The sequence below is a fragment of the Pseudomonas quercus genome, assembly GCF_012033695.1.
Taxonomy (GTDB): domain Bacteria; phylum Pseudomonadota; class Gammaproteobacteria; order Pseudomonadales; family Pseudomonadaceae; genus Aquipseudomonas; species Aquipseudomonas quercus.
In genome coordinates, this window is sequence record NZ_JAAVJI010000003.1 from 311504 (window position 1) to 334099 (window position 22596).

The 22596-nt window shown below is 60.7% G+C and carries 18 protein-coding genes and 1 pseudogene; 11 read left to right on the forward strand and 8 right to left on the reverse strand.

Going from position 1 to position 22596, the window contains the following annotated elements; translation table 11 throughout:
* Window positions 1–134: 134 nt before the first annotated feature.
* The 4 genes from HBH25_RS07805 to HBH25_RS07820 form a co-directional block, all read right to left on the reverse strand.
* Window positions 135–1412 carry an OprD family porin gene (locus HBH25_RS07805; protein ID WP_168083191.1) on the reverse strand — a complete coding sequence of 426 codons (1278 nt, stop codon included), beginning with the start codon at window positions 1410–1412 and terminating at the stop codon, window positions 135–137.
* Window positions 1413–1617: 205 nt separating this feature from the next.
* Entirely contained in the window at window positions 1618–1812 is a 195-nt protein-coding gene (locus HBH25_RS07810) for a hypothetical protein (protein ID WP_168083193.1), read from the reverse strand.
* Window positions 1813–1984: 172 nt separating this feature from the next.
* A complete protein-coding gene (gene aguA / locus HBH25_RS07815; RefSeq protein ID WP_168083195.1) occupies window positions 1985–3091 on the reverse strand; it encodes an agmatine deiminase in 1107 nt (368 codons plus the stop codon).
* A gap of 178 nt (window positions 3092–3269) precedes the next feature.
* A complete protein-coding gene (locus HBH25_RS07820; protein ID WP_168083197.1) occupies window positions 3270–6173 on the reverse strand; it encodes an aminotransferase in 2904 nt (967 codons plus the stop codon).
* A 180-nt stretch (window positions 6174–6353) separates the two neighbouring features.
* Between HBH25_RS07820 and rfbB the strand changes: the two genes are divergently transcribed.
* The 5 genes from rfbB to HBH25_RS07845 are packed head-to-tail and all read left to right on the forward strand — an operon-like array spanning window position 6354 to window position 12124.
* Complete coding sequence (gene rfbB / locus HBH25_RS07825; RefSeq protein WP_168083199.1) at window positions 6354–7436, forward strand: dTDP-glucose 4,6-dehydratase; 1083 nt, start codon at window positions 6354–6356, stop codon at window positions 7434–7436.
* Window positions 7437–7464: 28 nt separating this feature from the next.
* A complete protein-coding gene (gene rfbC, locus HBH25_RS07830) occupies window positions 7465–8013 on the forward strand; it encodes a dTDP-4-dehydrorhamnose 3,5-epimerase (protein ID WP_168083201.1) in 549 nt (182 codons plus the stop codon).
* Window positions 8010–8888: a dTDP-4-dehydrorhamnose reductase gene (gene rfbD / locus HBH25_RS07835; RefSeq protein WP_168083203.1), complete on the forward strand. Its 879-nt coding sequence runs from the start codon at window positions 8010–8012 to the stop codon at window positions 8886–8888. Before rfbC ends, rfbD begins: the two co-directional genes overlap by 4 nt.
* Window positions 8889–8933: 45 nt before the next feature.
* Entirely contained in the window at window positions 8934–10742 is a 1809-nt protein-coding gene (locus HBH25_RS07840) for a sensor histidine kinase (RefSeq protein ID WP_168083205.1), read from the forward strand.
* A complete protein-coding gene (locus tag HBH25_RS07845; protein ID WP_168083207.1) occupies window positions 10739–12124 on the forward strand; it encodes a sigma-54-dependent transcriptional regulator in 1386 nt (461 codons plus the stop codon). The genes HBH25_RS07840 and HBH25_RS07845 overlap by 4 nt, the downstream gene beginning before the upstream one ends.
* A 38-nt stretch (window positions 12125–12162) precedes the next feature.
* On the opposite strand, the gene cysQ is transcribed toward HBH25_RS07845, so the two are convergent.
* Together cysQ and nudE are read right to left on the reverse strand one after the other, a co-directional pair.
* On the reverse strand, window positions 12163–12990 hold the full coding sequence (cysQ, locus tag HBH25_RS07850) for a 3'(2'),5'-bisphosphate nucleotidase CysQ (protein ID WP_168083209.1): 828 nt from the start codon (window positions 12988–12990) through the stop codon (window positions 12163–12165).
* The gene (gene nudE / locus HBH25_RS07855) at window positions 12987–13553 is read right to left on the reverse strand and encodes an ADP compounds hydrolase NudE (RefSeq protein ID WP_168083211.1); all 567 of its coding nucleotides are present in this window, start codon (window positions 13551–13553) and stop codon (window positions 12987–12989) included. Before nudE ends, cysQ begins: the two co-directional genes overlap by 4 nt.
* An 87-nt stretch (window positions 13554–13640) precedes the next feature.
* Here nudE and yrfG point away from each other — a divergent pair, with 87 nt between their 5' ends.
* The 6 genes and pseudogenes from yrfG (at window position 13641) to HBH25_RS07885 (ending at window position 20013) form a co-directional block, all read left to right on the forward strand.
* Complete coding sequence (yrfG, locus tag HBH25_RS07860) at window positions 13641–14321, forward strand: GMP/IMP nucleotidase (protein WP_168083213.1); 681 nt, start codon at window positions 13641–13643, stop codon at window positions 14319–14321.
* The gene (locus HBH25_RS07865) at window positions 14321–15208 is read left to right on the forward strand and encodes a LysR family transcriptional regulator (protein ID WP_168083215.1); all 888 of its coding nucleotides are present in this window, start codon (window positions 14321–14323) and stop codon (window positions 15206–15208) included. The genes yrfG and HBH25_RS07865 overlap by 1 nt, the downstream gene beginning before the upstream one ends.
* 92 nt (window positions 15209–15300) lie before the next feature.
* Window positions 15301–16134 carry a formate dehydrogenase accessory sulfurtransferase FdhD gene (fdhD, locus tag HBH25_RS07870; RefSeq protein ID WP_168083217.1) on the forward strand — a complete coding sequence of 278 codons (834 nt, stop codon included), beginning with the start codon at window positions 15301–15303 and terminating at the stop codon, window positions 16132–16134.
* A gap of 27 nt (window positions 16135–16161) precedes the next feature.
* A pseudogene (locus HBH25_RS07875) lies at window positions 16162–18467 on the forward strand (FdhF/YdeP family oxidoreductase).
* Window positions 18468–18644: 177 nt separating this feature from the next.
* Window positions 18645–19106 carry a glycine zipper domain-containing protein gene (locus tag HBH25_RS07880; RefSeq protein ID WP_168083221.1) on the forward strand — a complete coding sequence of 154 codons (462 nt, stop codon included), beginning with the start codon at window positions 18645–18647 and terminating at the stop codon, window positions 19104–19106.
* A gap of 175 nt (window positions 19107–19281) precedes the next feature.
* Window positions 19282–20013 carry a hypothetical protein gene (locus tag HBH25_RS07885; RefSeq protein ID WP_168083223.1) on the forward strand — a complete coding sequence of 244 codons (732 nt, stop codon included), beginning with the start codon at window positions 19282–19284 and terminating at the stop codon, window positions 20011–20013.
* A gap of 19 nt (window positions 20014–20032) precedes the next feature.
* Here the strand turns inward: HBH25_RS07885 and HBH25_RS07890 are convergent, their stop codons facing one another.
* Window positions 20033–20719, reverse strand: a complete 687-nt coding sequence (locus tag HBH25_RS07890; RefSeq protein WP_168083225.1) for a dihydrofolate reductase family protein — start codon at window positions 20717–20719, stop codon at window positions 20033–20035.
* Window positions 20720–20917: 198 nt separating this feature from the next.
* On the reverse strand, window positions 20918–22462 hold the full coding sequence (locus HBH25_RS07895) for a phosphoenolpyruvate carboxykinase (RefSeq protein WP_168083227.1): 1545 nt from the start codon (window positions 22460–22462) through the stop codon (window positions 20918–20920).
* Window positions 22463–22596 lie beyond the last annotated feature (134 nt).

A 22596-nucleotide genomic window follows, 5' to 3' on the forward strand; every position in this document is an offset into this window, starting at 1 on the left:
CAAAGCGATCGTTGTTTTAAGGACACGTATGATGCGGCATCGCTTGCGCGGTTGTCATGGCCGGAATGTCAGCGCTGATACATTTTGCTTACAAAGTGCAAAAGGCCCGCCCTGAACAGGCGGGCCTTAAGGGGTTAGAACACGTTGATCGGGTACTCCACAAACACCCGCACCTCATTACCGTCGTCGTTGTAGCCCGACTCGCGCACATTGGTGGAGGTACGCAGCATCGAATTGCGCAGGCGTACTTTCAGGTCTTTTGCAGGGCCTTCCTGCACGACGTATTGCAGTTGGTTGAACCACTCACGCTCATTGCCTTCGCCACTGTTGGTGCGGATATTGTCGCCCCGTACGTAAGCGATCTTGTAGCTCAGGCCTGGGATACCATAGGCCGCAAAGTCCAGGCCATAGGCCAGCTGCCACGAGCGCTCATCCTCGGCGTTGAAGTCCGACCAGTAGGAGTTGGCCAGGAAGATAGTAGAACCCCCATCACCCACGCCGCCGTTCTTGCCATAGCCGCCGTAGTTATAGCCCGTGTCGCCGGTGCTGCGCTGGTGGGCCAGGGTGAAGGAGTGGGCGCCCAAGGCATAGGTGGCTGCCAGGCTCCAGATCGTGTTGTTCTGGCCTGTGCTCAGCTGGTCTGCATAGGATTGGTCCAGGCGTGTACGATAACCGTTGAAGTCCAGGGTCAGGGACTGGTCGCTGGCCATGGGCATCACATAGGTCATGCCCAGGTATTGTTTCTTGAGGCGGTCCTGTACGTCGGAGGCGTAGAGCGAAGCGGTGAACTGGTCGGTGAATTTATAACTGCCCCCGAACACATCCATCTGCTTGATGCCGCCGCTGTCACGGCCTTCATCGCTTTTTCGAGTTTGGGCCGTGAAGTGCCCGGCGTTGAGTTCCAGGCCTTCTACCTCGCGAGAGGTAAGCAGGTAGCCGGTGTAACTCTCTGGCAGCAAGCGGCTGTCGTCGTAGTTCATGACAGGCAGCGCCGGCATCATTTCGCCGTATTTCAGTACGGTATTGGACACACGAAACTTGATCGCCGCGCCCGCACGCGCAATGTCGTGCTCGGGATTGCCGTGGTTGTCCTGCCGGAAGAAATCGATGCCACCCGCGCCGCTGCGGCCACCGCCGCCGTCCAGGCGCAGTGCGTACAGGCCGAAAGCATCCACGCCCACGCCGACAGTACCTTGAGTGAAACCGGAGCTGAATTGGCCAATGACGCCTTGCCCCCATTCAGCACGGTCTTCAGCCCCGTGCTTGTAGTCACGATTCATGTAGGCATTGCGCAGCAGCACATTAAGGTGGCTGTCTTCCACGAAACCTTGGGCATTGGATTGATCGCTGGCCATCGCGTGGGTAGCGGTGCAGATCCCTAGCGCCAGTACGCCGATACGGTAGTTCAACATCTTGCATTCCTTGTGCCGAGAAAAAACCCGTGGGCTGGAAGGCCCTTTGCAGAGCACAGGCCAACGCTACCAGCAGCCACAGCGGGCTCGGATCCTAGTGAGGACAGGAAAGGGTGTCAAACTACAAAACGGAGTAAAACGCGCTGGAGGAGGCAGATGCGTGGGCACCCTGCTCGACGGCAGATGGGCTTTTCAGCATCGCCTGCTAAGGCTTTGCACCGCCCAGCAGTGCTTCCAGCTCATCGTCACTGATCAACCCTGCTGGATAGCGATTTGCGATCGCTTCGCGAAAGTCTTCGGGCCGTGCGCCTGTGGAGGGCCTGGTTTTGAGCGGCTGGGCAAGACTTTGGCAGGCCACGCCGTCGCTCTTTTGAGGTACCGCATCTCTGACTGCATTCATGGCAACATCCCCGGCTCAACGCGCAACGCAGGCTAAGTCCTGTTCATGACAAAACGAGGGCGTTCAGGTTCGTCTTCGCTAAGCATTTAGATACAAAACCTGTGCCACCGTTCATTACGTAACACGGTGAATGCGCAAAAGCCCGGCAGTTTGGTACCGGGCTTATGAGGGCTCAGGAATGGTGGGGCGCAGGTTGCTGCTGGGTCAGGCAGTGAATATTGCCGCCACCTAGCAGCAACTCACGCCCAGGCACGAACACCACTTCATGCTCCGGGAACACCTGCTGCAGAATAGCCCGGGCCGCGTCATCTGTGGCTTCGCCAAAGCTGGGTGCGATAATGCCGCCATTCACGATCAGGAAGTTCACGTAGGACCCGGCAAGCCGCACGGAAGGGTCTCGATGCTGGCTACCTGCGGCAATGTCGACGCCATCACATTCTTCCTCGGTGGCGAACAACGGGCCAGGGATGGGCATTTTGTGCACTATGAACGCGCGACCTTTGGCATCGGTCGTGGTTTCCAGCACGCGCAAGGCGGCCTGGCAACGGCTGTAGTTCGGGTTTTCCGGGTCGTCTGTCCAGGCCAGTAACACTTCACCAGGGCGAACGTAACAGCAGAAGTTATCCACGTGCCCATCGGTTTCATCATTGAACAGCCCATCGGGAAGCCAAACCACCTTGCTGACATTCAGGTGGTCCCCCAGTATCGCTTCGATTTGAGCACGGTCCATGTGGGGGTTGCGGTTGCGGTTGAGCAGGCACTCCTCGGTGGTAATCACCGTACCCTCCCCGTCCACATGAATGGAGCCACCCTCCAGTACAAAGCCTTCTGTGCGGTAGCGTGCCAGGCGTTCCATTTCGAGCACCTTGCGGGCTACCTGGTCGTCACGCTGCCATGGGCTGTACAAGCCACCCTCGAAACCGCCCCAGGCATTGAAGCCCCAATCTACACCGCGCACTTCACCTTGGTCATTGATCACGAAGCTAGGGCCTGTGTCGCGCATCCAGGCGTCATCGCTGCTCATTTCTACCAGCCGAATGTTAGGAACATCCAGCCGGGCACGAGCGTTTTCGTATTGCGCCGCCGAAACGGCCACCGTCACTGGCTCGAAACGGGCGATGGCCCGGGCCAGGGTCACATGTGCGGCCTGGGCCGGCTTGCCACCGAGGCGCCAGTTGTCTGGGCGCTCGGGCCAGATCATCCAGACCTGGCTTTGGGAAGCCCACTCGGCTGGCATATGGAAGCCGTCGGCGCGTGGCGTGCTGTTCAGGGTGGTCATCAGGGGTCAGGGCTCCAGTAAACCGTCAAAAGGGCAATGGGAGCATGCCAAGGCCGCGATTGAAAGGCGGTGAATGCTTTTTGCCGATAAAAATCGGCGGATAACATCCGACGCAGCGTCCAAGCGCAAGCGCATGCAGAAACGCGCGATCAACGGCTTGCAGGCCATTGCCCAAGGCTTATAGGTCCTCCTCTAATACCTTGGTTACACAGTCGATGAAGAAGTCTACGCTTTGCCGACCGGTACACATGGGGGGTTTGATCTTGAGAATATTAAGATGGTCGCCCGTGGGTTGCATGAAAACGCCCAGGTCGCGCAGGCGGTTGCACAGCACGGCGGTTTCTTCGGTGGCAGGCTCCAGCGTAGTGCGGTCACGTACCAGCTCCAGCCCCAGGTAGAAGCCTGAACCATGGGCCGCACCTACGAGCGGAAAACGCTCCACGAGCTCCTCCAGCCGCTGCTTGAAATAGGCTCCGGTCTCGCGTGCGTTATCCCACAGCCCCTCTTCTTGCATCACGTCCAGCACTGCCAGGCCGATCTCGCAGCTGACCGGGCTGCCGCCTGCCGATGAAAAGAAGTAACCTTCTGCTTCCAGGGCTTCGGCGATTTCACGCCGCGTGATCACAGCACCCAGCGGGTGGCCGTTCCCCATGCCTTTGGCCATGGTGATAATGTCAGGCACCACCCCTTGCTCTTCGACCCCCCAGAAGTGAGTACCCAGCCGGCCATACCCCACTTGGATTTCATCGGCGATACACACCCCTCCCCGTGCATGCACCTGGCCATAGACCTGCTCCAGGTAGCCCGGTGGCAAGGCAATTCCCCCAGCGTTGCCATATACCGGCTCACAGATGAACCCTGCCACTTGCCGCCCCTGCGCATCCAGTGTAGCTAGCACATCGTTCACGCTGCGCACGTAGTCAGCGGTACTGTCAGGACCTCGATAAGGGCCTCGGTAGGTGTTAGGCGCGACCACCGGGTGAACCCATTCCGGGCGGGTTTCCAAGGCTTTAGGGTTATCGGCGATGGACGTGGATAGGGCATCGGCACCGGCGGTCCAGCCGTGATAGGCCTCCAGCACGCTGAGCATGTCGCGGCCACCGCTGTAGGCCCACGCTAGCCGTATGGCCAGGTCGTTGGCCTCACTCCCGCTGTTGACCAGGAACACCCGGTTCATCGAGGAAGGCGATAGCGCCAGCAGCCGTTCGGAAAACTCGGCCAGCGCGGCGTAATGAAAACGTGAGTTGGTATTGAGCAGGGACCACTGCCGGCTGGCTACTTGGGCCATGCGCGGGTGGCCATGGCCTAATACCGCCACGTTATTGAGCATGTCCAGGTAGGCGCGGCCTTGCAGGTCGATCAAGTGGTTGCGCCAGCCACGCTCTATACGGGGCGGTGCCTGATAATAATGCTTTTGGGAACGGGCAAAGCTGGCGTCGCGGCGAGCCAGCAGCGCCTGAGCCTCTTCGTACGGCGGTGCATCACAGGCCCAACCCAGCACCGCAGAGGGAGACGGCGACAGGCGCGACCAGGCTGCAGCTCTGGAAGGCGTGGTGAACGCGGGGGCCGGTAGGTCAACGGCCATCAGTTGCACACGTAGGCCAGCGCTGACAGTGCCCAGCGGTTGGCCTGCCTGCCTCTTTCCAGGGAGGGCCTTGATATGTTCGCTGTCCAGGCGTAGCGCCCACTGCTGGTTTCTCAGCACCCACCCTGTGTCAGTCGCTTCGAACAGGCCCTCGAACGGGGCCTGGAGGGCCTGCTCGCTGGCCAGCAGCAGGTCGACGTGCAATGCGAAGGTGTCAGGCTCCCGGGCAGTATCGGGTTGGGTCTGGGCCAGGCAGTATTCGCCGTAACGGGAAGCCGCGGCGGCGAACCCTGGCAAGGCCGCCGCCAGCTGCCGAGCCACGGCGCTGTCCGCTTCCCAGTTGCCCGCCTGCCAGTGGGGGCTGAGCACCCCCAGGTGCAAGGTATTAACCGATGCTGCATTCAGCGCGGGTAACAAGGTATGGCCGGAGCCCTCGAAGGTAATACCGGGTGCTGCACCGACGGCTTGCAAAATGGCACTGTCCATCAGCTCAGGCGGCACAGACCGTGCGACATCGAACACTTCCCATTCATGGGCGGCATTGGCCAGCAGGTAAGGATTGTCTGGGTTGAGCGTGAGCTGCTGGGCTGTGCTTAATACCAGCACCGCCGCCCGGTTCACAATCAACGGCCACAGCGCTTGCAGTTCAGCCACCGCCAGGGGGTTGGCCTGATGATAGGCCACGATGGCGGGCAGCAGCCCCAGCGGGTCCCCTTCACAGTGGTGCAATAGCCCCGCACAGGTCACGCTCAAGTCGGCTACCCGCCAGGTATGGGCAAGGTCGCCGAAGTCGATGATGCCCGCCAGCACCCATTCGCGCTGCGCCGTACGCTGCCACAGGGTGTTGTCATCTGTAAGGTCCAGGTGAACGGCCTGGGTGGGCAACAGGTGAGCCAAGCTGTCGAGCCTGGCCTGCGCCTGCTGTGTAGCCTGCTGCACCTGCTGCTGGCGTTCAGGCTGGCCGTTCAGCACGGCGAGCAGGTGCTTCACCAGGGTTGCTGCATGCTGAGGGTCCCACTGCAAGGTGCGCGTCAGGCCTGGGTGGCTGAAGCCCTCCAGGGCGCGATCTACCTGCGCGCACAGGCGCCCTAAGGCTGCGCGAAGCTCAGGCCCTACATAAGGCCGGCGCGTCAGCGGTTCGCCCTCCAGGTAATCCAGCAGGCGAATGTGCAAAGGCTCATCGTTCATGACCACGCTTAACAACAGCGCCCCCGCATGCGTTGGCCTCACTTTGGGTACCGGCAGCCCCTGATGGGCCAAGTGGGCCAAGGCGGCGTGCTGCGCCTGAAGCTCTTCTACGGCGTAATAGCCGTGGCAGGCCTTGAGCACAAACTGGCCTTCCGTGCTTTGCACATGAAAATTAAGGTCCTGCTGGCTGCCCATGGGCGTCAGTTCAGCCTGGAGGCCGTAATGCTCATGCAGGATTTGGCACGCATCAGCAACACTCAGGCGAGGTGTGGGCAGGCTGGAACGCTGGATCAATGCAGGAAGCGACATCGGGCAGGCCTCGGCTTTATTCTGCTCCTACTATCTGCAAGGTGCGCCTGAATTGGCAAGTGCGGGTGCGCTTTTGGTGGGTGCCTTGCGCCTTTGAGGCATTCCAGCTTGCGCCCGGCCGCATATCCCCACAAAGTATGCCCATTTATATTGGCGACTTAAGGGAAAAGGCGCGTTCACATGCGAATCCTCATTACTGGTGGTGCAGGCTTTATCGGTTCTGCACTCGTGCGGCACCTGATCGAAAATACCGAGCACGATGTTCTTAACATCGACAAGCTTACCTATGCAGGCAACCTTGAATCCCTGGCGGGCATCGCGACCAACACGCGCTATGAATTCGTTCAGGCCGACATCGCTGACCAACCCAAGATTGCTGAAGTGCTGGCGCGCTTCCAGCCTGAAGCCATCATGCACCTGGCGGCCGAGTCCCATGTGGACCGCTCCATTGATGGCCCTAGCGAGTTCATCCAGACCAACATCGTGGGCACCTATGCGCTGCTTGAAGCCACGCGTGCGTACTGGAGCCAGCTAGGCGAACCGGCACGTACAGCATTTCGCTTCCATCACATTTCCACGGATGAGGTGTATGGCGACCTGCATGGCGTGGATGACCTGTTCACCGAAACCACCCCTTACGCGCCCAGCTCGCCGTACTCGGCCAGCAAGGCCGCGTCCGACCACCTGGTTCGCGCCTGGCACCGTACCTACGGCCTGCCTGTGGTCGTCACCAACTGTTCGAACAACTACGGCCCGTACCACTTCCCGGAAAAGCTGATCCCGCTGGTGATCCTCAATGCACTGGAAGGCAAGAAACTGCCGGTATACGGTGACGGCCTGCAGGTGCGCGACTGGCTGTTCGTGGAAGACCATGCCCGTGCCCTGCTTGAGGTAGTAACCCGTGGCGACGTAGGCGAGACCTATAACATCGGCGGCCATAACGAGCAGAAGAACATCGACGTGGTGCGCGGCATCTGTGCCCTGCTTGAAGAGCTGGCCCCCAGCCGCCCTGAAGGGGTCGCCCACTACGCCGACCTGATCACGTTCGTGAAGGATCGCCCTGGTCACGACCTGCGCTACGCCATCGATGCCAGCAAGATCGAGCGTGACTTGGGCTGGGTGCCTCAGGAAACCTTCCAGACCGGCCTGCGCAAGACCGTGCAATGGTACCTGGACAACCTGGAATGGTGCCGCCGCGTACAGGACGGCAGCTATCAACGCGAGCGCCTGGGCTTTACCGAACCCAAGGACCTGATCGCATGAAGCAGATTGTCTTGGTGAGGGCAGCGCGATGAACATTGTTGCAACCAGCATTCCAGAGGTTCTGATCTTCGAGCCTCGCGTCTTTGGTGATGACCGCGGTTTCTTCTTCGAAAGCTTCAACGAGCGTGCCTTCGAGGAGGCCGTTGGCCGCCGGGTGACCTTCGTTCAGGACAACCATTCGCGCTCCCAGCGCGGTGTATTGCGCGGCCTGCATTACCAGATCGAAAACCCCCAGGGCAAGCTGGTGCGTGTGGCCACTGGCGACGTTTTGGACATCGCGGTAGACATTCGCAAGGGTTCACCTACGTTCGGCCAGTCCGTAGCAGTACGCCTGACAGAGACCAACAAGCGCCAGCTGTGGATTCCCGAAGGCTTTGCCCACGGTTTTGTGGTGCTCAGCGAAACGGCTGACTTCCTCTACAAGACGACTGACTACTACAACCCCACTGCCGAACGCGCCATTGCCTGGAATGACCCGACCTTGGCCATTGACTGGCAACTGGACGGCATTGAGCCTCGGTTGTCTGCCAAGGACCAGCAAGCCAAGGCCTTTGCTGATGCGGACCTGTTCCCATGAGCGGCGTGTTGAAGGTACTTCTGGTAGGCGCCAACGGGCAGGTCACAACTGAACTGCAACAGCGCTTGCGCGGCAAGGTCGAGTTGCACGTGGTGAGTAGCACCGACCTGAACCTGACACAGCCCGAGGCCATTCGTGAAAAGGTACGGGCCCTGCGGCCTGGCCTGATCATTAACCCGGCCGCCCATACGGCCGTGGACAAAGCCGAAAGCGAACGGGACCTGGCGTTTGCCATCAACGCTACGGCACCTGGCATATTGGCCGAAGAGGCCAAGGCGTTGGGCGCGCTGCTGATTCACTACTCCACAGACTACGTGTTCGATGGCAGCAAGGCCGAGCCCTACGTGGAAACCGACCCTACCGCCCCACTGGGCGTATACGGCCAGAGTAAACTGGCAGGCGAGCAGGCCATTCAGGCCGTGGGTGGGCAGCACCTTATACTGCGCACCAGTTGGGTCTATGCCGCTCATGGGCGCAACTTCCTGCTGACCATGCAGCGCCTGCTGCAAGAACGGCCGGAACTGAAGGTGGTAGCGGACCAGATCGGTGCCCCGACCTGGGCCGGCAGCATCGCTCAAAGCACCGTTCAGTTGGTTGAGCGCTGGCAGGCAGGCAACCCAGGCGAATGGGGCGTGTACCACCTTACCAATAGCGGCGAAACCTCCTGGTTCGGGTTCGCCCAGGCCATTGGAGAGCAACTGCGCAACGCGGGCAAGCCCTGTGCGTCGTTGGTGCCTATTCCCTCCAGCCAATACCCTACCCCTGCCCAGCGCCCGCTCAATTCCCGCCTTGAGTGCGGCAAGCTGCAGGCCCAATGGGGCGTGACCCAGCCGCATTGGCAGGATGCCTTGCTGGAGTGCTTGCGCCCGGCATAACGGCCCGGCATAACGGTTGTGCGGTGGCTGAGGTAACATGGCCGGATGATCAAACCGGCCATTCCTCGCCGCCCACGGTGGCGCAACCTTGTGCTCGTAGCCATTTGCTTGGCCCCGTTGCTGTACCCTTTGCAACGGCTTGCCGAGCGTTACTACCACAGTGAACTGGTTAGCCAGAACCGGCAAACCCTCGACCTGTATGTGGCCAACCTGCTGGGTACCTTGCACCGCTACGAAGCCCTCTCACCGATATTGGGCCAGCTGCCAGCCCTGCGCGAAGCGCTTGCGCATCCGGGGGATCCCGTGTTGCTCGCTGCCGCTAACGCCCTGCTCAAAACCCTCTGTGACCAGACCGGCGCAGAAGTGATGTACCTGATGGACCCGGCCGGCAATACCCTAGCGGCGTCCAACTGGGAGCAGAAAGACAGCTTCGTAGGCCGCAACTTTGCCTTTCGGCCTTACTTCAATGATGCGATCGCCGGGCGGCTGGGGCGCTTTTTCGGCTTGGGCACCACGTCGGCCAAGCGTGGCTATTTCTTTGCCGCCAGTGTTCGCGACCAGGAGGCAACCCTGGGCGCACTGGTGGTAAAAGTAGACCTTGATCACACGGAAACCTTATGGGGGCGTACGCCAGAACAACTGGCCGTGACAGACCAGTACGGTGTAGTGATCCTGACCTCGCACCCTGAATGGCGGTACCGGGCAACGCGCCCACTGACGGAGGTAGAGCAGGCTGCTATCGGCGCGAACCAACCTTACCCCACAAGTAGCCCCGGCGCCTTGCAACTGGACGACCGAACCTGGCTTATCCAGCGCCGTTTCATCACCGAGACCGGTTGGACCGTAAACCTGCTGGCGCCCCACGCGCTGGTTGATCGGCCGGTGCGTACGGTGGTGGCGGTAGGCAGCGCAGCGTTGCTGGCCTTGATGCTGATGCTGGGCTTGATGATGCAACGGCGGCGCAACTACATGGACCGCATTGCCCTGGAGGCTTCCGGCCGCCAGGAACTGGAAGCGCGGGTTAGCGAACGGACCAGCGCGCTGCAGAAGCTCAACAGCCGCCTTCGCCAGGAAGTACTGGAACGCGAACAGGCGCAGCAGAAGCTGGTGCAGGCACAGGATGAGCTGGTGCAGGCCAGCAAGCTGTCGGCACTGGGCACCATGAGCGCCAGCATCAGCCATGAGCTGAATCAGCCATTGGCTGCCATTCGCAGCTATGCCGACAATGCGGGCGTGCTGCTGGACCACCAGCGCACCGATGACGCTCGCGGCAACCTCAAAGCCATCAGCGAACTGACCGCACGCATGGCTTCCATCATCGCGCACTTGCGGGCCTTTGCCCGCCGTGACCGTCATGCCCCTGAAAGCGTAGCGCTGCAACCTGCCCTAGAGGATGCGTTGGCCCTACTGGCCCAACGCCGTCGCGCCATGGCAGTGGAACTGATTCGGGACCTTCCAGATGCGCCGCTGTGGGTACAGGCCGGTGAAACACGCCTGCGCCAGGTGCTGGGCAATGTGCTGGCCAATGCCTTGGACGCGCTCACCGAAAAGGCTAACCCACGGCGGATCTGGCTAAGCGCCGAAAAGTCTGCCGACGGGACCAGCCTCTACATTCGTGACAATGGCCCAGGGTTCAGCAGCGAGGCTCTGGCCCATGCCAAAGAGCCGTTCTTCACCACCAAAACCCGCACGCAAGGCCTTGGCCTGGGGCTGGCCATATGCGATACGCTGATGCGTGCCCTTGGCGGTGAACTGCTGATGGCCAACCACCCCCAGGGCGGCGCCTTGCTGACACTACGGCTAAGGCCAGCCACGCCTGGTGCAAGCCCGCAACCCCTTGAGGACCTGGCATGAGCCACCTGGATGTACTGGACGCCCGGATCGACGTACTGTTGATCGACGACGACCCGCACCTGCGCCAAGCCTTGGGCCAAACCCTGGACCTGGCAGGCCTCAAGGTACTTGCGCTGGAAGAGGCCACAGGGTTGCCGGCCCGTATCGCCCGGGATTGGCCCGGCGTGGTGGTATCGGATATCCGCATGCCAGGGGTGGACGGCCTGACCTTCTTGCGCCAATTGCAGGCAGCAGACCCTGAGCTTCCTGTGTTGCTCATCACCGGCCACGGCGACGTGCCCCTGGCGGTGGAAGCGATGCGGGCAGGGGCCTACGATTTTCTGGAAAAACCCTTCGCCAGTGAGGCCTTGCTCGACGGCGTGCGACGCGCGTTGAGCCACAGGCGGCTGGTGCTGGACAACCGCAGCCTGCGCCTGGCCTTGAGCGACCGCCAGGCATTGGGCACGCGGCTGGTGGGCCATAGCCCCTCAATGGCGCGGCTCAGGGAGCAGATAGGCGCACTGGCCGGCACGCGTGCGGACGTCCTGATCCTGGGCGAAACGGGCGCCGGCAAGGAAGTGGTCGCCCGTGCCCTGCATGACCTGTCCAGCCGACGAAACGGCCCCTTTGTCGCCATCAACGCCGGTGCACTGGCAGAGTCGGTGGTGGAAAGCGAACTGTTCGGCCATGAGCCTGGGGCGTTCACGGGTGCGCAAAAACGCCGTATCGGCAAGTTTGAATTCGCCAACGGTGGCACGTTGTTCCTGGATGAAATCGAAAGCATGAGCCTGGACGTGCAGGTCAAACTGCTACGCCTGTTGCAGGAGCGAATGGTGGAGCGGCTGGGGGGCAACCAGCAGATCCCTTTGGATATTCGGGTCATTGCGGCCACCAAAGAAGATTTACGCCAGGCCGCCGACCAAGGGCGCTTCCGGGCAGACCTGTACTACCGCCTGAACGTGGCACCACTGCGTATTCCGCCCCTGCGCGATCGCGGCGAGGACATCGTGACCCTATTCGAGCACTTCAGCAGCGCAGCCTCCGAGCGCCATGGCCTGCCGCCGCAAACCCTGCAGCCGGCACAGCGCAGCGCCCTGCTGCGCCACCGCTGGCCGGGCAATGTGCGTGAGCTGCAAAACGCTGCCGAACGGTTCGCGCTCGGGCTGGACCTGGCCCTGGATGCACCCGTCGATACGCCGATGGCCGCGACGGAACCCGGTCCGCATGGCCCACTGAATGAGCAAGTTGAAGCGTTCGAGCGGCAACTGATCAGCGCGGAGATGGCCCGAGGGCATGCCTCATTGAGAAGCCTGTCCGAGGCGCTGGGTATCCCACGCAAAACCCTCCATGACAAGTTACGCAAGCATGGGTTGAGCGTGGGTAATGGGGATGAGGGGGAGTAACACAGTGTCCGAGGGTTGCTGAGAGTCTTCAGTGAGCACTAAACCGCGCACAACCTCAATAACGCCCCCCGCCAGGGCGCGTTGCCTGGCAAGGCCAGGAAGTGCTCGTTGAGCAGGCTGTCCTGCACAGGGTAGCGGAATGGCTTGCCTTGGGTATCCACCACTTCACCGCCTGCACCTTCAAGCACACCTTGGGCGGCGGCCGTGTCCCATTGGGAGGTTGGGGCCAGGCGCGGGTAGCAATGGGCAACGCCCTCGGCCACCAGGCAGAACTTCAGGGAGCTGCCAATGCTGGTAAGGCTCAGCGGGCCAACGGCACTTTCCAGCCCGGCCAGCAGGGCTTGCTGCTGCGGGCTGGAATGGCGACGGCTGGCGACCACGGTAAAGGGTTCGCCCGCTGGAGGGGCCGGTTGCGTTTCAATAGGCTCAGGCGCATCACCCGCCGCCTGGCACCAGGCGCCCAGGCCCGCGCCGCCCCACCAGGCACGCCCGGTAACCGGCATGGTTACCACGCCAAATACCACGTCACCCTGCCCAATGAGCGCGATGTTTACGGTGAATTCCTCAGTTCCGGAAATGAATTCCTTGGTACCGTCCAGGGGGTCCACCAGCCACCACTGAGTCCACCCCTCCCGTACCGACAGCGGCACGTTACAGTCCTCTTCGGACAAGATGGGGATATGCGGCGCCAGGCGCGTAAGGCCGGCAACGATCACATGATGAGCAGCCAGGTCCGCCGCAGTCACCGGAGAGTCATCTGTTTTAGTGGTGACATCCACGCCTGCGCGCCAGAACGGCAGGATCGCCTCCCCCGCTTCGCGAGCTATGGCCAGCACCCCTTCAAGCAACGGATGAGCAAAGGTCATGGCTTGAAAACGCCGCGCTGGGTCAATAGGTCTCGCACCAGGTACAGCGCAGCCAAGGCCCGGCCCTCGGTAAAGTCCGCATTGCTGGCCAGCTCGGTCAGGTTGCGCAGGTTTACCTTGTCCACGCGAAGCGGTTCGGGTTCGTCGCCTTCCAGGCGCTCTTCGTAGAGGTCCATGGCCAATACCACCTGAATCTTCTGGCTCATGTACCCCGGCGACAAGGACAGTTCGGTGAGGTGCTCCAGCTGGCGTGCACCAAAGCCTGCTTCTTCCTTCAGCTCACGGTTGGCGGCAGCCACTACGTCTTCACCCGGCTCGATCAGGCCTTTGGGCAGGGACAGTTCGTAGGTTTCGGTACCACCGCAGTATTCTTCGACCAGTACCGCATGCTCGTCATCCAGCATGGCCACGATCATGACCGCGCCATAGCCATTGCCGCGCCCCACCAGGCGCTCATAGGTGCGTTCCACCCCATTGGAAAAACGCAACTGCACTTGCTCGACACGAAAGATACGGCTACTGGCGACGATCTCACGACCCAGTACGGTGGGCTTATGGCGCATAAGGGCGGCTCCTTGGCTTGAACGGGTTACTATACCTTGGCTCGCGCCTGTGCCGAGCCTGTTTTTCCGCTGCCCGGGAGCTCACCAATGCCTGCTTTAGCCTGGCCCGACATCGACACAGTACTGTTGGACATGGACGGCACCCTGCTGGACCTGCACTTCGACAACCATTTCTGGCTTCACCATTTGCCACAACGCTATGCCCAAGTCCATGGCACAAGCCTGGCCATGGCGCAAATGGAGCTGCAGCCGCTGTTCGAACACAATGCCGGCCAGTTGAACTGGTACTGCCTGGATTTCTGGACCAAGGAACTCGACCTGCCCATCCTGGCCCTCAAGCATGAAATTGCCGAGCTGATTGCCTTGCGCCCTCACGCCGACACCTTCCTCAAGGCCGTGAAAGGTGCTGGAAAGCGGCTAGTGCTGATCACCAATGCCCACCGGGATTCGCTGTCGCTCAAGCTGGAGCGCATTGAGCTGGCACCTTGGTTCGACCGGCTGATCACGTCCCATGACTACGGTTACCCCAAGGAAGCGGCGCAGTTCTGGGATACACTGCAGGCCGACATCGGCTTCGACCCGGCCCGGGCCTTGTTCATCGACGACACGCTGCCGATACTGCGCAGCGCGCGTGCCTGGGGAATTGGCCACCTGCTGGCAGTGTGCGAGCCGGACAGCCGCAAAGGCCCCAAGAACACCGAAGAATTCGAAGCCGTAGGCGACTTCCGCGAGCTTGTGGTGGGCCTGGTGCAGCGGCCGGAGGCCTGATGGACATCAAGCAGCTGAAGTTTCTGGTAGCACTGGACGAAACCCGCCATTTTGGCCAGGCCGCCGCGCGTTGCCATATTACCCAGCCCACCCTGTCCATGCGGTTGCGCAACCTGGAAGAGGAACTGCAACTGCCGCTGGTGAACCGCGGCCAGCGTTTCGAAGGGTTCACACCGCCAGGGGAACGTATTCTGGCGTGGGCGCGCACGGTGCTGGCTGCCTATGATGGCTTGCAGGCCGAGGCGGCCGCTTGCCGTGGCCACCTGGTAGGGACCTTACGCCTAGGCATCGTTCCCCTGTCGAGCTTCGACCCAGTGCCTTTGCTCACCGGCTTGCATGGCCTGCACCCCGAATTGCGCTTCGAGCTCAGTTCATTGAGTTCCGACCAGTTGATCGAGCACCTGGCCAGCAATCGCCTGGACCTAGGTGTGTCCTACCTAGATCGCCTGGACGCTTCGCAATTCGAATCCCTGACGTTGAGCGACACGCGCATGGGCCTGCTGCATGACCAGCGATACTTTCAGTTCGACGCCGCGCCGCTGTCCTGGGAGGCGTTGAACAGCCTGCCCCTGGGCCTGCTGACCAACGGTATGCATTTTCGCCAGTCCATTGACCACGCATTTCATAGCCGCGGGCTGAACCCGCGCCCGTTACTGCAAACCGATGCCGTGCACCAGCTGCTGCAAGCCGTACACGGTGGCCTGTGCTGCGCGATCATGCCCTTGCACAATGGCTTGGAAGGTTTTACCGAACACGTGCGCCTGCACCCCATTGAGCAAGCCCAGACCTTGGCCAGCGTAGGCCTGATCATGCGCCGTACTGCACCACGTTCCCCGCTTGCACAAGCGTGTTTTGCCTATTGTCAGCAATTCCTGCCACTTGGCTGATCGAGGCCGTCTATCAAAGGATCGGAACAAGCGATTAGACGGTCAGTCACACTCGACATAGGCTCAATGAACGAAACTGCCGGTATCGTCGAATGTCTGCCACGCGCGTTGCACCGCTATCGCCGCCTGAACCTGCGCCCGCCGCCAGTCAGGACTATCGCTATGCGAACCTCGATGAAAGCGGGCACGGTAATGCCGCGCTCGCCGATGAGGCGGCATTGGCCATCGCTTACAACGGCATCAGCCAGGCCGTCATGCTGGTCAGCCCTCGCGACCTTGAAGACTTTGTTGTGGGCTTCAGCCTGGCCAGCGGCATCGTGCCAGCGGCCGACGACATCTATGACATTCAATTACAGGGCTTGGGTGCCTCTCGCCAGGCCCAGGTGGAGATTTCCAGCCGAGCCTTCTGGGCGCTGAAGGACCATCGCCGGCAAATGGCTGGCACCACAGGCTGTGGATTATGTGGCGTGGAAGCCATGGACCAAGCCCTGCCAGACCTTCCTGTATTAGCTCCGGCGCCCTTGCCGCCCGCCCAGTGGCTACAAGGCCTGCGCCAACGTATCAGTGACTTGCAACCCTTGGGGCAGCACTCAGGTGCCGTACACGCCGCAGCCTTCATGAATAAAAAAGGCGAGCTGCTCTTGGCTCGCGAAGATATCGGCCGACATAACGCTATGGACAAGCTTATCGGTGCCTTGGTCCGCCAAGGGATCGACACCGCTGGCGGCCTGGTGGTAGTCACCAGCCGCTGCAGCCTTGAGCTCATCCAGAAAATGCTACGTGCCGGGATCAGCACCCTGGTGAGCCTTTCCTCACCTACAGGCCTGGCTTGCCAATGGGCACGCCAGCACCGTTTGAACCTCATTCATCTGCCGCATCACAGCGCGCCGCGGGTGTACAGCCCCGCGATGGAGAACCAGCCGTGAGTACCAAAGACGAAATCGCTCCAGCCTCTGCCCCCCGTTACAAGCCCTACAATGGCGCCGCCGCCGGTTGGGGCGCGCTGCAAAGCGTGACCCGCTTCTGGTTGGGCAGCGGTAATGCCTTGAAGAATATTCGTACGCTGCTCAAGACCAACCAGAATGGCGGTTTCGACTGCCCAGGCTGTGCATGGGGCGAGTCTCCAGAAGACGGCATGGTGAAATTCTGCGAGAACGGCGCCAAGGCCGTGAACTGGGAAGCGACCAAGCGCCGGGTGGATGCGTCTTTCTTCGCGCGCCATAGCGTGACTTCTTTGCTGGAACAGAGCGATTACTGGCTCGAATACCAGGGCCGCCTTACCGAGCCTATGGTGTACGACGCGGCCAATGACCGCTACAAGCCTATCGCCTGGGATGACGCTTTCGCCTTGATCGCACGGCACCTCAATGGGCTGGAGAGCCCAGACCAGGCCGAGTTCTATACCTCTGGCCGTGCGAGTAACGAAGCGGCCTACCTGTACCAGCTGTTCGTGCGCGCTTTCGGCACCAACAACTTCCCAGATTGTTCGAACATGTGCCACGAAGCCAGCGGCGTGGCCTTGTCCCAAAGCATTGGCGTGGGCAAGGGCACTGTCACGTTCGAGGACTTCGAGCACGCGGATGCCATTTTTGTATGGGGCCAGAACCCCGGCACTAACCACCCTCGTATGCTGGAGCCTTTGCGCGAAGCCGTGGAACGTGGTGCGCAGGTGGTGTGCGTCAACCCACTCAAAGAGCGTGGCCTTGAACGCTTCCAGCACCCGCAGCACCCGTTGGAAATGCTGACCAATGGTGACCGCCCGACCAACACTGCATTCTTCCGCCCTGCCTTGGGTGGCGACATGGCCATCGCCCGCGGCATGGCGAAGTTTTTGCTGCAGTGGGAGCGCGATGCCCAAGCCGCCGGCAAGCCGCCCGTGTTCGATCACGAATTCCTCAACGCACACACCGCTGCCGTGCAGGAATACCTGGCTGCCGTAGACGCCACCACGTGGGAACACATTGTGGAGCAGTCTGGGTTGCCGCTGATCGAGATCGAACGGGCAGCACGCATGTATGCCAAAGGCACCAAGGTCATCATGTGCTGGGCCATGGGTATTACCCAGCACCGCCACTCGGTGCCTACCATTCAGGAACTGTCTAACCTGATGCTGCTGCGTGGCAACATCGGGCGCCCAGGTGCTGGCCTGTGCCCTGTGCGAGGCCACAGTAACGTGCAGGGCGACCGCACCATGGGCATCAACGAACGCCCACCGGTGTTCCTGCTCGACGCCATCGAAAAGCGTTTTGGTTTTGAAGTGCCGCGCCAGCAAGGGCATAACGTAGTCGAAGCCATTCACGCGATGCTAGAAGGCCGCGCCAAGGTCTTTATTGCGCTGGGCGGCAACTTTGCCCAGGCTACCCCTGACAGCCCACGTACAGCGCAAGCCTTGCGCAATTGCGACCTTACGGTACAGATCAGTACCAAGCTGAACCGTAGCCACCTGATGCATGGCAAGGAGGCGCTGATTCTGCCTTGCCTGGGCCGTACCGACATTGACCGCCAGGCCGAAGGGCCGCAAGCCGTGACCGTGGAGGACTCGTTCTCCATGGTGCACGCCTCGTTTGGCCAGCTACAGCCACTTTCTGCGCTGCAACGCTCCGAGCCCGCAATCATTGCCGGGATTGCCAGCGCAACGCTTGGCCCACGCCCCATGGATTGGCAATGGTTGATTGGCGACTACCAGCGTATTCGTGAGTTGATTGCCGACACCATCCCAGGCTTTACGGACTTCAACACCAAGCTGAATCACCCTGGTGGCTTCTACCTCGGCAATACGGCAGGCGCGCGTCGGTGGAACACCGCCAGCGGCCGGGCCAACTTCAAGGCTAACGCACTGCCTGCGGACCTGCTCCATGACAAGGTGCATGAGACAGGTGTGGTACCGGACCTGATTTTGCAAACCCTACGGTCGCACGATCAGTACAACACCACTATCTATAGCCTGGATGACCGCTACCGTGGTGTGCGTGGCCAGCGCGAGGTGGTGTTTGCCAACGAGGCCGATATCATTCGCCTTGGGTACCAGCCGGGCCAGAAAGTGGACATGATCTCGGTATGGGCAGACGGTCACGAGCGCCGGGTGAGCGGCTTCACACTGTTGCCATTCGATATCCCGGCAGGTCAGGCAGCCGCTTACTATCCAGAAACCAATCCCTTGGTGCCGCTGGAAAGTACCGGTGACGGCAGCAGCACGCCTACCTCGAAATTCGTTGCCATCCGATTCGAACGCGCACGGGACAACGCACGCATCCTCTAAATCGCGTAGCCATTGGGGCGGGTTGATATCATAGGACCCGCCCCACCCCTGCCTGGTTTCCTGGGCAGGCCATCACATCAGCATTTTGTGACCCAGTCGCGTGATTCGTCGTTTTTAGGTTGTAACCCCTCCCTTGCATTGTCAGGATCGCGCCGTCATAAGCCTGAGATTTCCTTCATGAAGTTTGCCTCAATCATCGCGTTGTCTTTAGCTGTAGTCAGCGGTGCTGCCGTTGCTGGCGGGACTGTGCAAGCCGGAGCAGGTGGTGCACTGGGTGGGGTTCTCGGTTCGGTCGTTGGCCAGTCGCTGGGCGGCAGCACGGGCTCTGCCATTGGTGCTGGCCTTGGCGGTGCAGCCGGCAGCGCCGTGGGCGCCGATAAACACAGCCGTGGCCAAGCGGCCATCGGCGGCGCGCTAGGTGCAGCAGGTGGCAATGTGATCGGCCGCAACCTGGGGGGTAGCACAGGCAGCCTGGTGGGCGCAGCAGCCGGTGGTGGTGCAGGCGGCGCGCTGGGTAACTACATGGGTGAAGACACCGATTCCAGCCGTCACGGCAAACACCGTGGGCGTGCCGATCGTCGCTGGGACCATGACAATGGCCGCCACGGAGGCCATCGCAAACACTGGCGTCACCGTTAAAATGTCTGGGGCGACAATCGTCGCCCTTTTCCACCGGATCCATTCCGACCAACTGCGCTGTATTTCTCTGTTCATTTTCTGAAGCGGCGTTTAATCTGCGCGCGAAAATAACGGCATTACGACATCACCTGCGCGCCTTTCTACCGCAGTCGTGTCGGTACGCAGGGCACTTGTGATGAATACAACCAATGACGGTGGTGTAACGCATTTTCAGCGTCTGGACCCGAACCAGATCGATGTGGTGCTTGGCAGTGCGCGTTCGCAGCGCCCGCAGGCGCCGTCAGGGCAGGGCCGCAAAGGGCTGTGGTGGCTTGCCTTGTCTGGTATTGCGGTCGCGGGATGGTGGTTGGGGGCAAGCCAGTCACCTGTCACGGTAGCAGCTGGTCAGCCCCAACCTGTCACCTCAGCCCCTGAGGCGCAGACCGTCACCGTGGTCAACCAAGCCATGGACACTCGTGTCATCAACCAAGTGGTCATCTTCAACCCGGCTGTTCAAACCGCTCCCAAGCGCCCGGCACCGATCCCAGAGGCCACACCGGCCCCGCCTCAACCCGCGCAGGGCATGGTGTCAGCCCAATACCTGGCACAGTTCAAGGCTGGAGCGGGCCACTCGCCAGAGGCTACTCAGCGCCCCTATCAGATCGCGACGGTTAACATTCGTGAATGGGATGGGCCAAACCGTTACGTGGCCAAATGGCGTGTCCAAGACAGCGAAATCGACCAAGGCTCCGTATGCTTCAATTTCATGGCCGACAGCATCGGCTACCGCGAATGCCGACGTGCAGCACAGCAATACTTCAAAGAACAGTGCAAGGACTGGACGCGTCGCACGGAGAAGTCCCGCGACAAGGAAACCCGCGGGGCGCGTGTTCAGTATTGTACGGTTGCAGGCGCGTTTGTGCCGTGAAGCACCTACTGCGCCAGCCTTAGGCTTTTTTGTAACGCACCCACACCGCCCCACCCTCTTGCACCTCTGCAGACACAAGGGTGAGGTGTGTGGGCTGCTTCCAAGCCTTTGACGGCACTTCGAAAGAGGCTGGATGCTCGCCGCGGCCGTCTACCAACGGCAAGATAGCCACGCTCACCTCGTCCACAAGGCCTGCGGCAACAAAAGAGCCGCTCACGTGGGGCCCACCCTCCACAATCAACCGCTTGCAGCCTAATTCCTTGGAAAGAATATCGATCACCTGGGCCAGGTCGATCTCGTCCTTACCCGCGAACAGGTATGACACATCGATGGATTGCAGGTAGGCAAGGTAATCATCCGACACACGTTCTGTCAGCACTTCCACTACGTGCGAATCCAGCGCCTGGTTGGTTTTCCAGCCTACTTTCCCTTCAGGGTCGATGGAGATGGCATAGGCTTCAGCGGTGCGATTGGCGAAGTGATGGGTGCGTGGGATCGGCCCCTTGGCCATACCCTTGGGATAGCCCTCATCATGGGCAATTTCCTGCATGGTGACACGGCCGCAGATCCAGGCATCGAACTCGAACGTTTTAGCGAGTTTTTCGTACAGTTCGTTGGCCGATTTCTTGAACGCACGGTCCCAGCCATCTGTGAGGGCGTGACCGTCCAGCGATGACATCATGTGACAGATTACGTAGGGCTGCATAACAGGCTCTTTTCAGGTTCAGGGGTCTATAGCCGACTGAAACACGCCTGGGTTAGTTCAGCGCAAGCTATTGAGGGACAGCGAGGCCCTGGGAGGAAAACCCTGTTCAATAAAAAACCCCGGCACAAGGCCAGGGTTCTGTACAACTGGGTGCAACGTGGGCAAGCCAAGCGCCTACGATCGTAGGCGCAGACGGGCTTACAACTGAGGGCCTGCGGCACGGATGGCATCGGAAACTTCGAATTTCTTGAAGTTTTCGATGAACAACCCAGCCAGGCCTTTGGCCGCCTCATCGTAGGCCGCACCATCGGCCCAGGTATTGCGCGGGGCGAGCAGGTTGGTCTCAACGCCCGGTACGGCTTTTGGCACGTCCAGGTTGATGATGTCCAGGTGCTCGGTTTCAACGCCCACCAGTGCACCGCTTTGAATGGCTGCAATCACGCCACGGGTAGTAGGGATGTTGAAACGCTTGCCTACGCCGTAGCCACCACCGGTCCAGCCAGTGTTGACCAGGTACACCTTGGAGCCGAACGCGCGGATGCGTTTGATCAGCAACTCGGCATACACACCGGCAGGGCGTGGGAAGAACGGTGCGCCGAAGCAGGTAGAGAAGGTGGACTTGATGCCCGAACCCGAACCCATTTCAGTGGAGCCTACCAACGCGGTATAGCCGGACAGGAAGTGGTAAGCGGCCTGCTCTTCACTGAGAATCGACACAGGCGGCAGTACGCCGGTGAGGTCGCAGGTCAGGAAGATAACAGCATTGGGCTCGCCGCCCAGGTTTTTCGGGGCGATCTTGTCGATCAGCTGGCGCGGGTAAGCCGCACGGCTATTCTGGGTCAGGCTGTCGTCGGTGTAGTCCGGCAGGCGCGTTTCCGGGTTCAACACCACGTTTTCCAGCACGGCCCCAAACTGAATGGCTTTCCAGATAACCGGCTCGTTCTTCTGGGTCAGGTCAATGCACTTGGCATAGCAACCGCCTTCGATGTTGAAGACAACGCCTTCGCCCCAGCCGTGTTCGTCGTCACCGATCAGGTAGCGGCTTTCGTCGGCAGAAAGGGTGGTTTTGCCAGTGCCCGACAGGCCGAAGAACAGGGTAACGTCGCCGTCTTCACCCATGTTGGCCGCGCAGTGCATCGGCAATACGTCCGCGTCGGTCAGCAGGAAGTTCTGCACCGAGAACATGGCTTTCTTCATTTCACCGGCATAACGCATGCCGGCGATCAGCACTTTTTTAGCGGCGAAGTTGATGATGACACAGCCATCGGAGTTGGTACCGTCACGCTCAGGCTCACAGGTGAACCATGGAGCGTTCAGCACTTTCCACTCCTGGCGGGCAGCCGGGTTGTACTGTTCAGGGTTGATGAACAGGCAACGGCCGAACAGGTTGTGCCAGGCGGTTTCCGTGGTCATTTTCACAGCTAGGTAGTGGCTGTCGTCAGACCCTACGTGAACATGCGAAACAAAGTGATCACGCTCTGCCACGTACCCACTCACGCGCTCCCACAGGGCATCGAACTTGTCGGCCGGGAACTTGCGGTTAATAGGGCCCCAGGCGATGGAGTCGTGAGTGGACGGCTCATCTACAATAAAGCGGTCAACCGGTGAACGCCCGGTACGATGCCCGGTTTTGACAACCAGTGAGCCATTGGCAGCAAGCTCACCCTCGCCGCGACGAATGGCCTCTTCGACCAGTTGAGCGGTGCTGATATCGGTATACACGGCGTTTTTGGCTTGCGTCATGAGAATCCCCGTCGGCGATCGTGCCGAGTGCTCCAAACGTTTGTAGTAGAAAACCACACCCTACTACAGCTAAAAAGTGGGCCGGATTATGCCTAGAACCGAGGTCTATGGATAGCTCTTTGGGTTCAAAACGG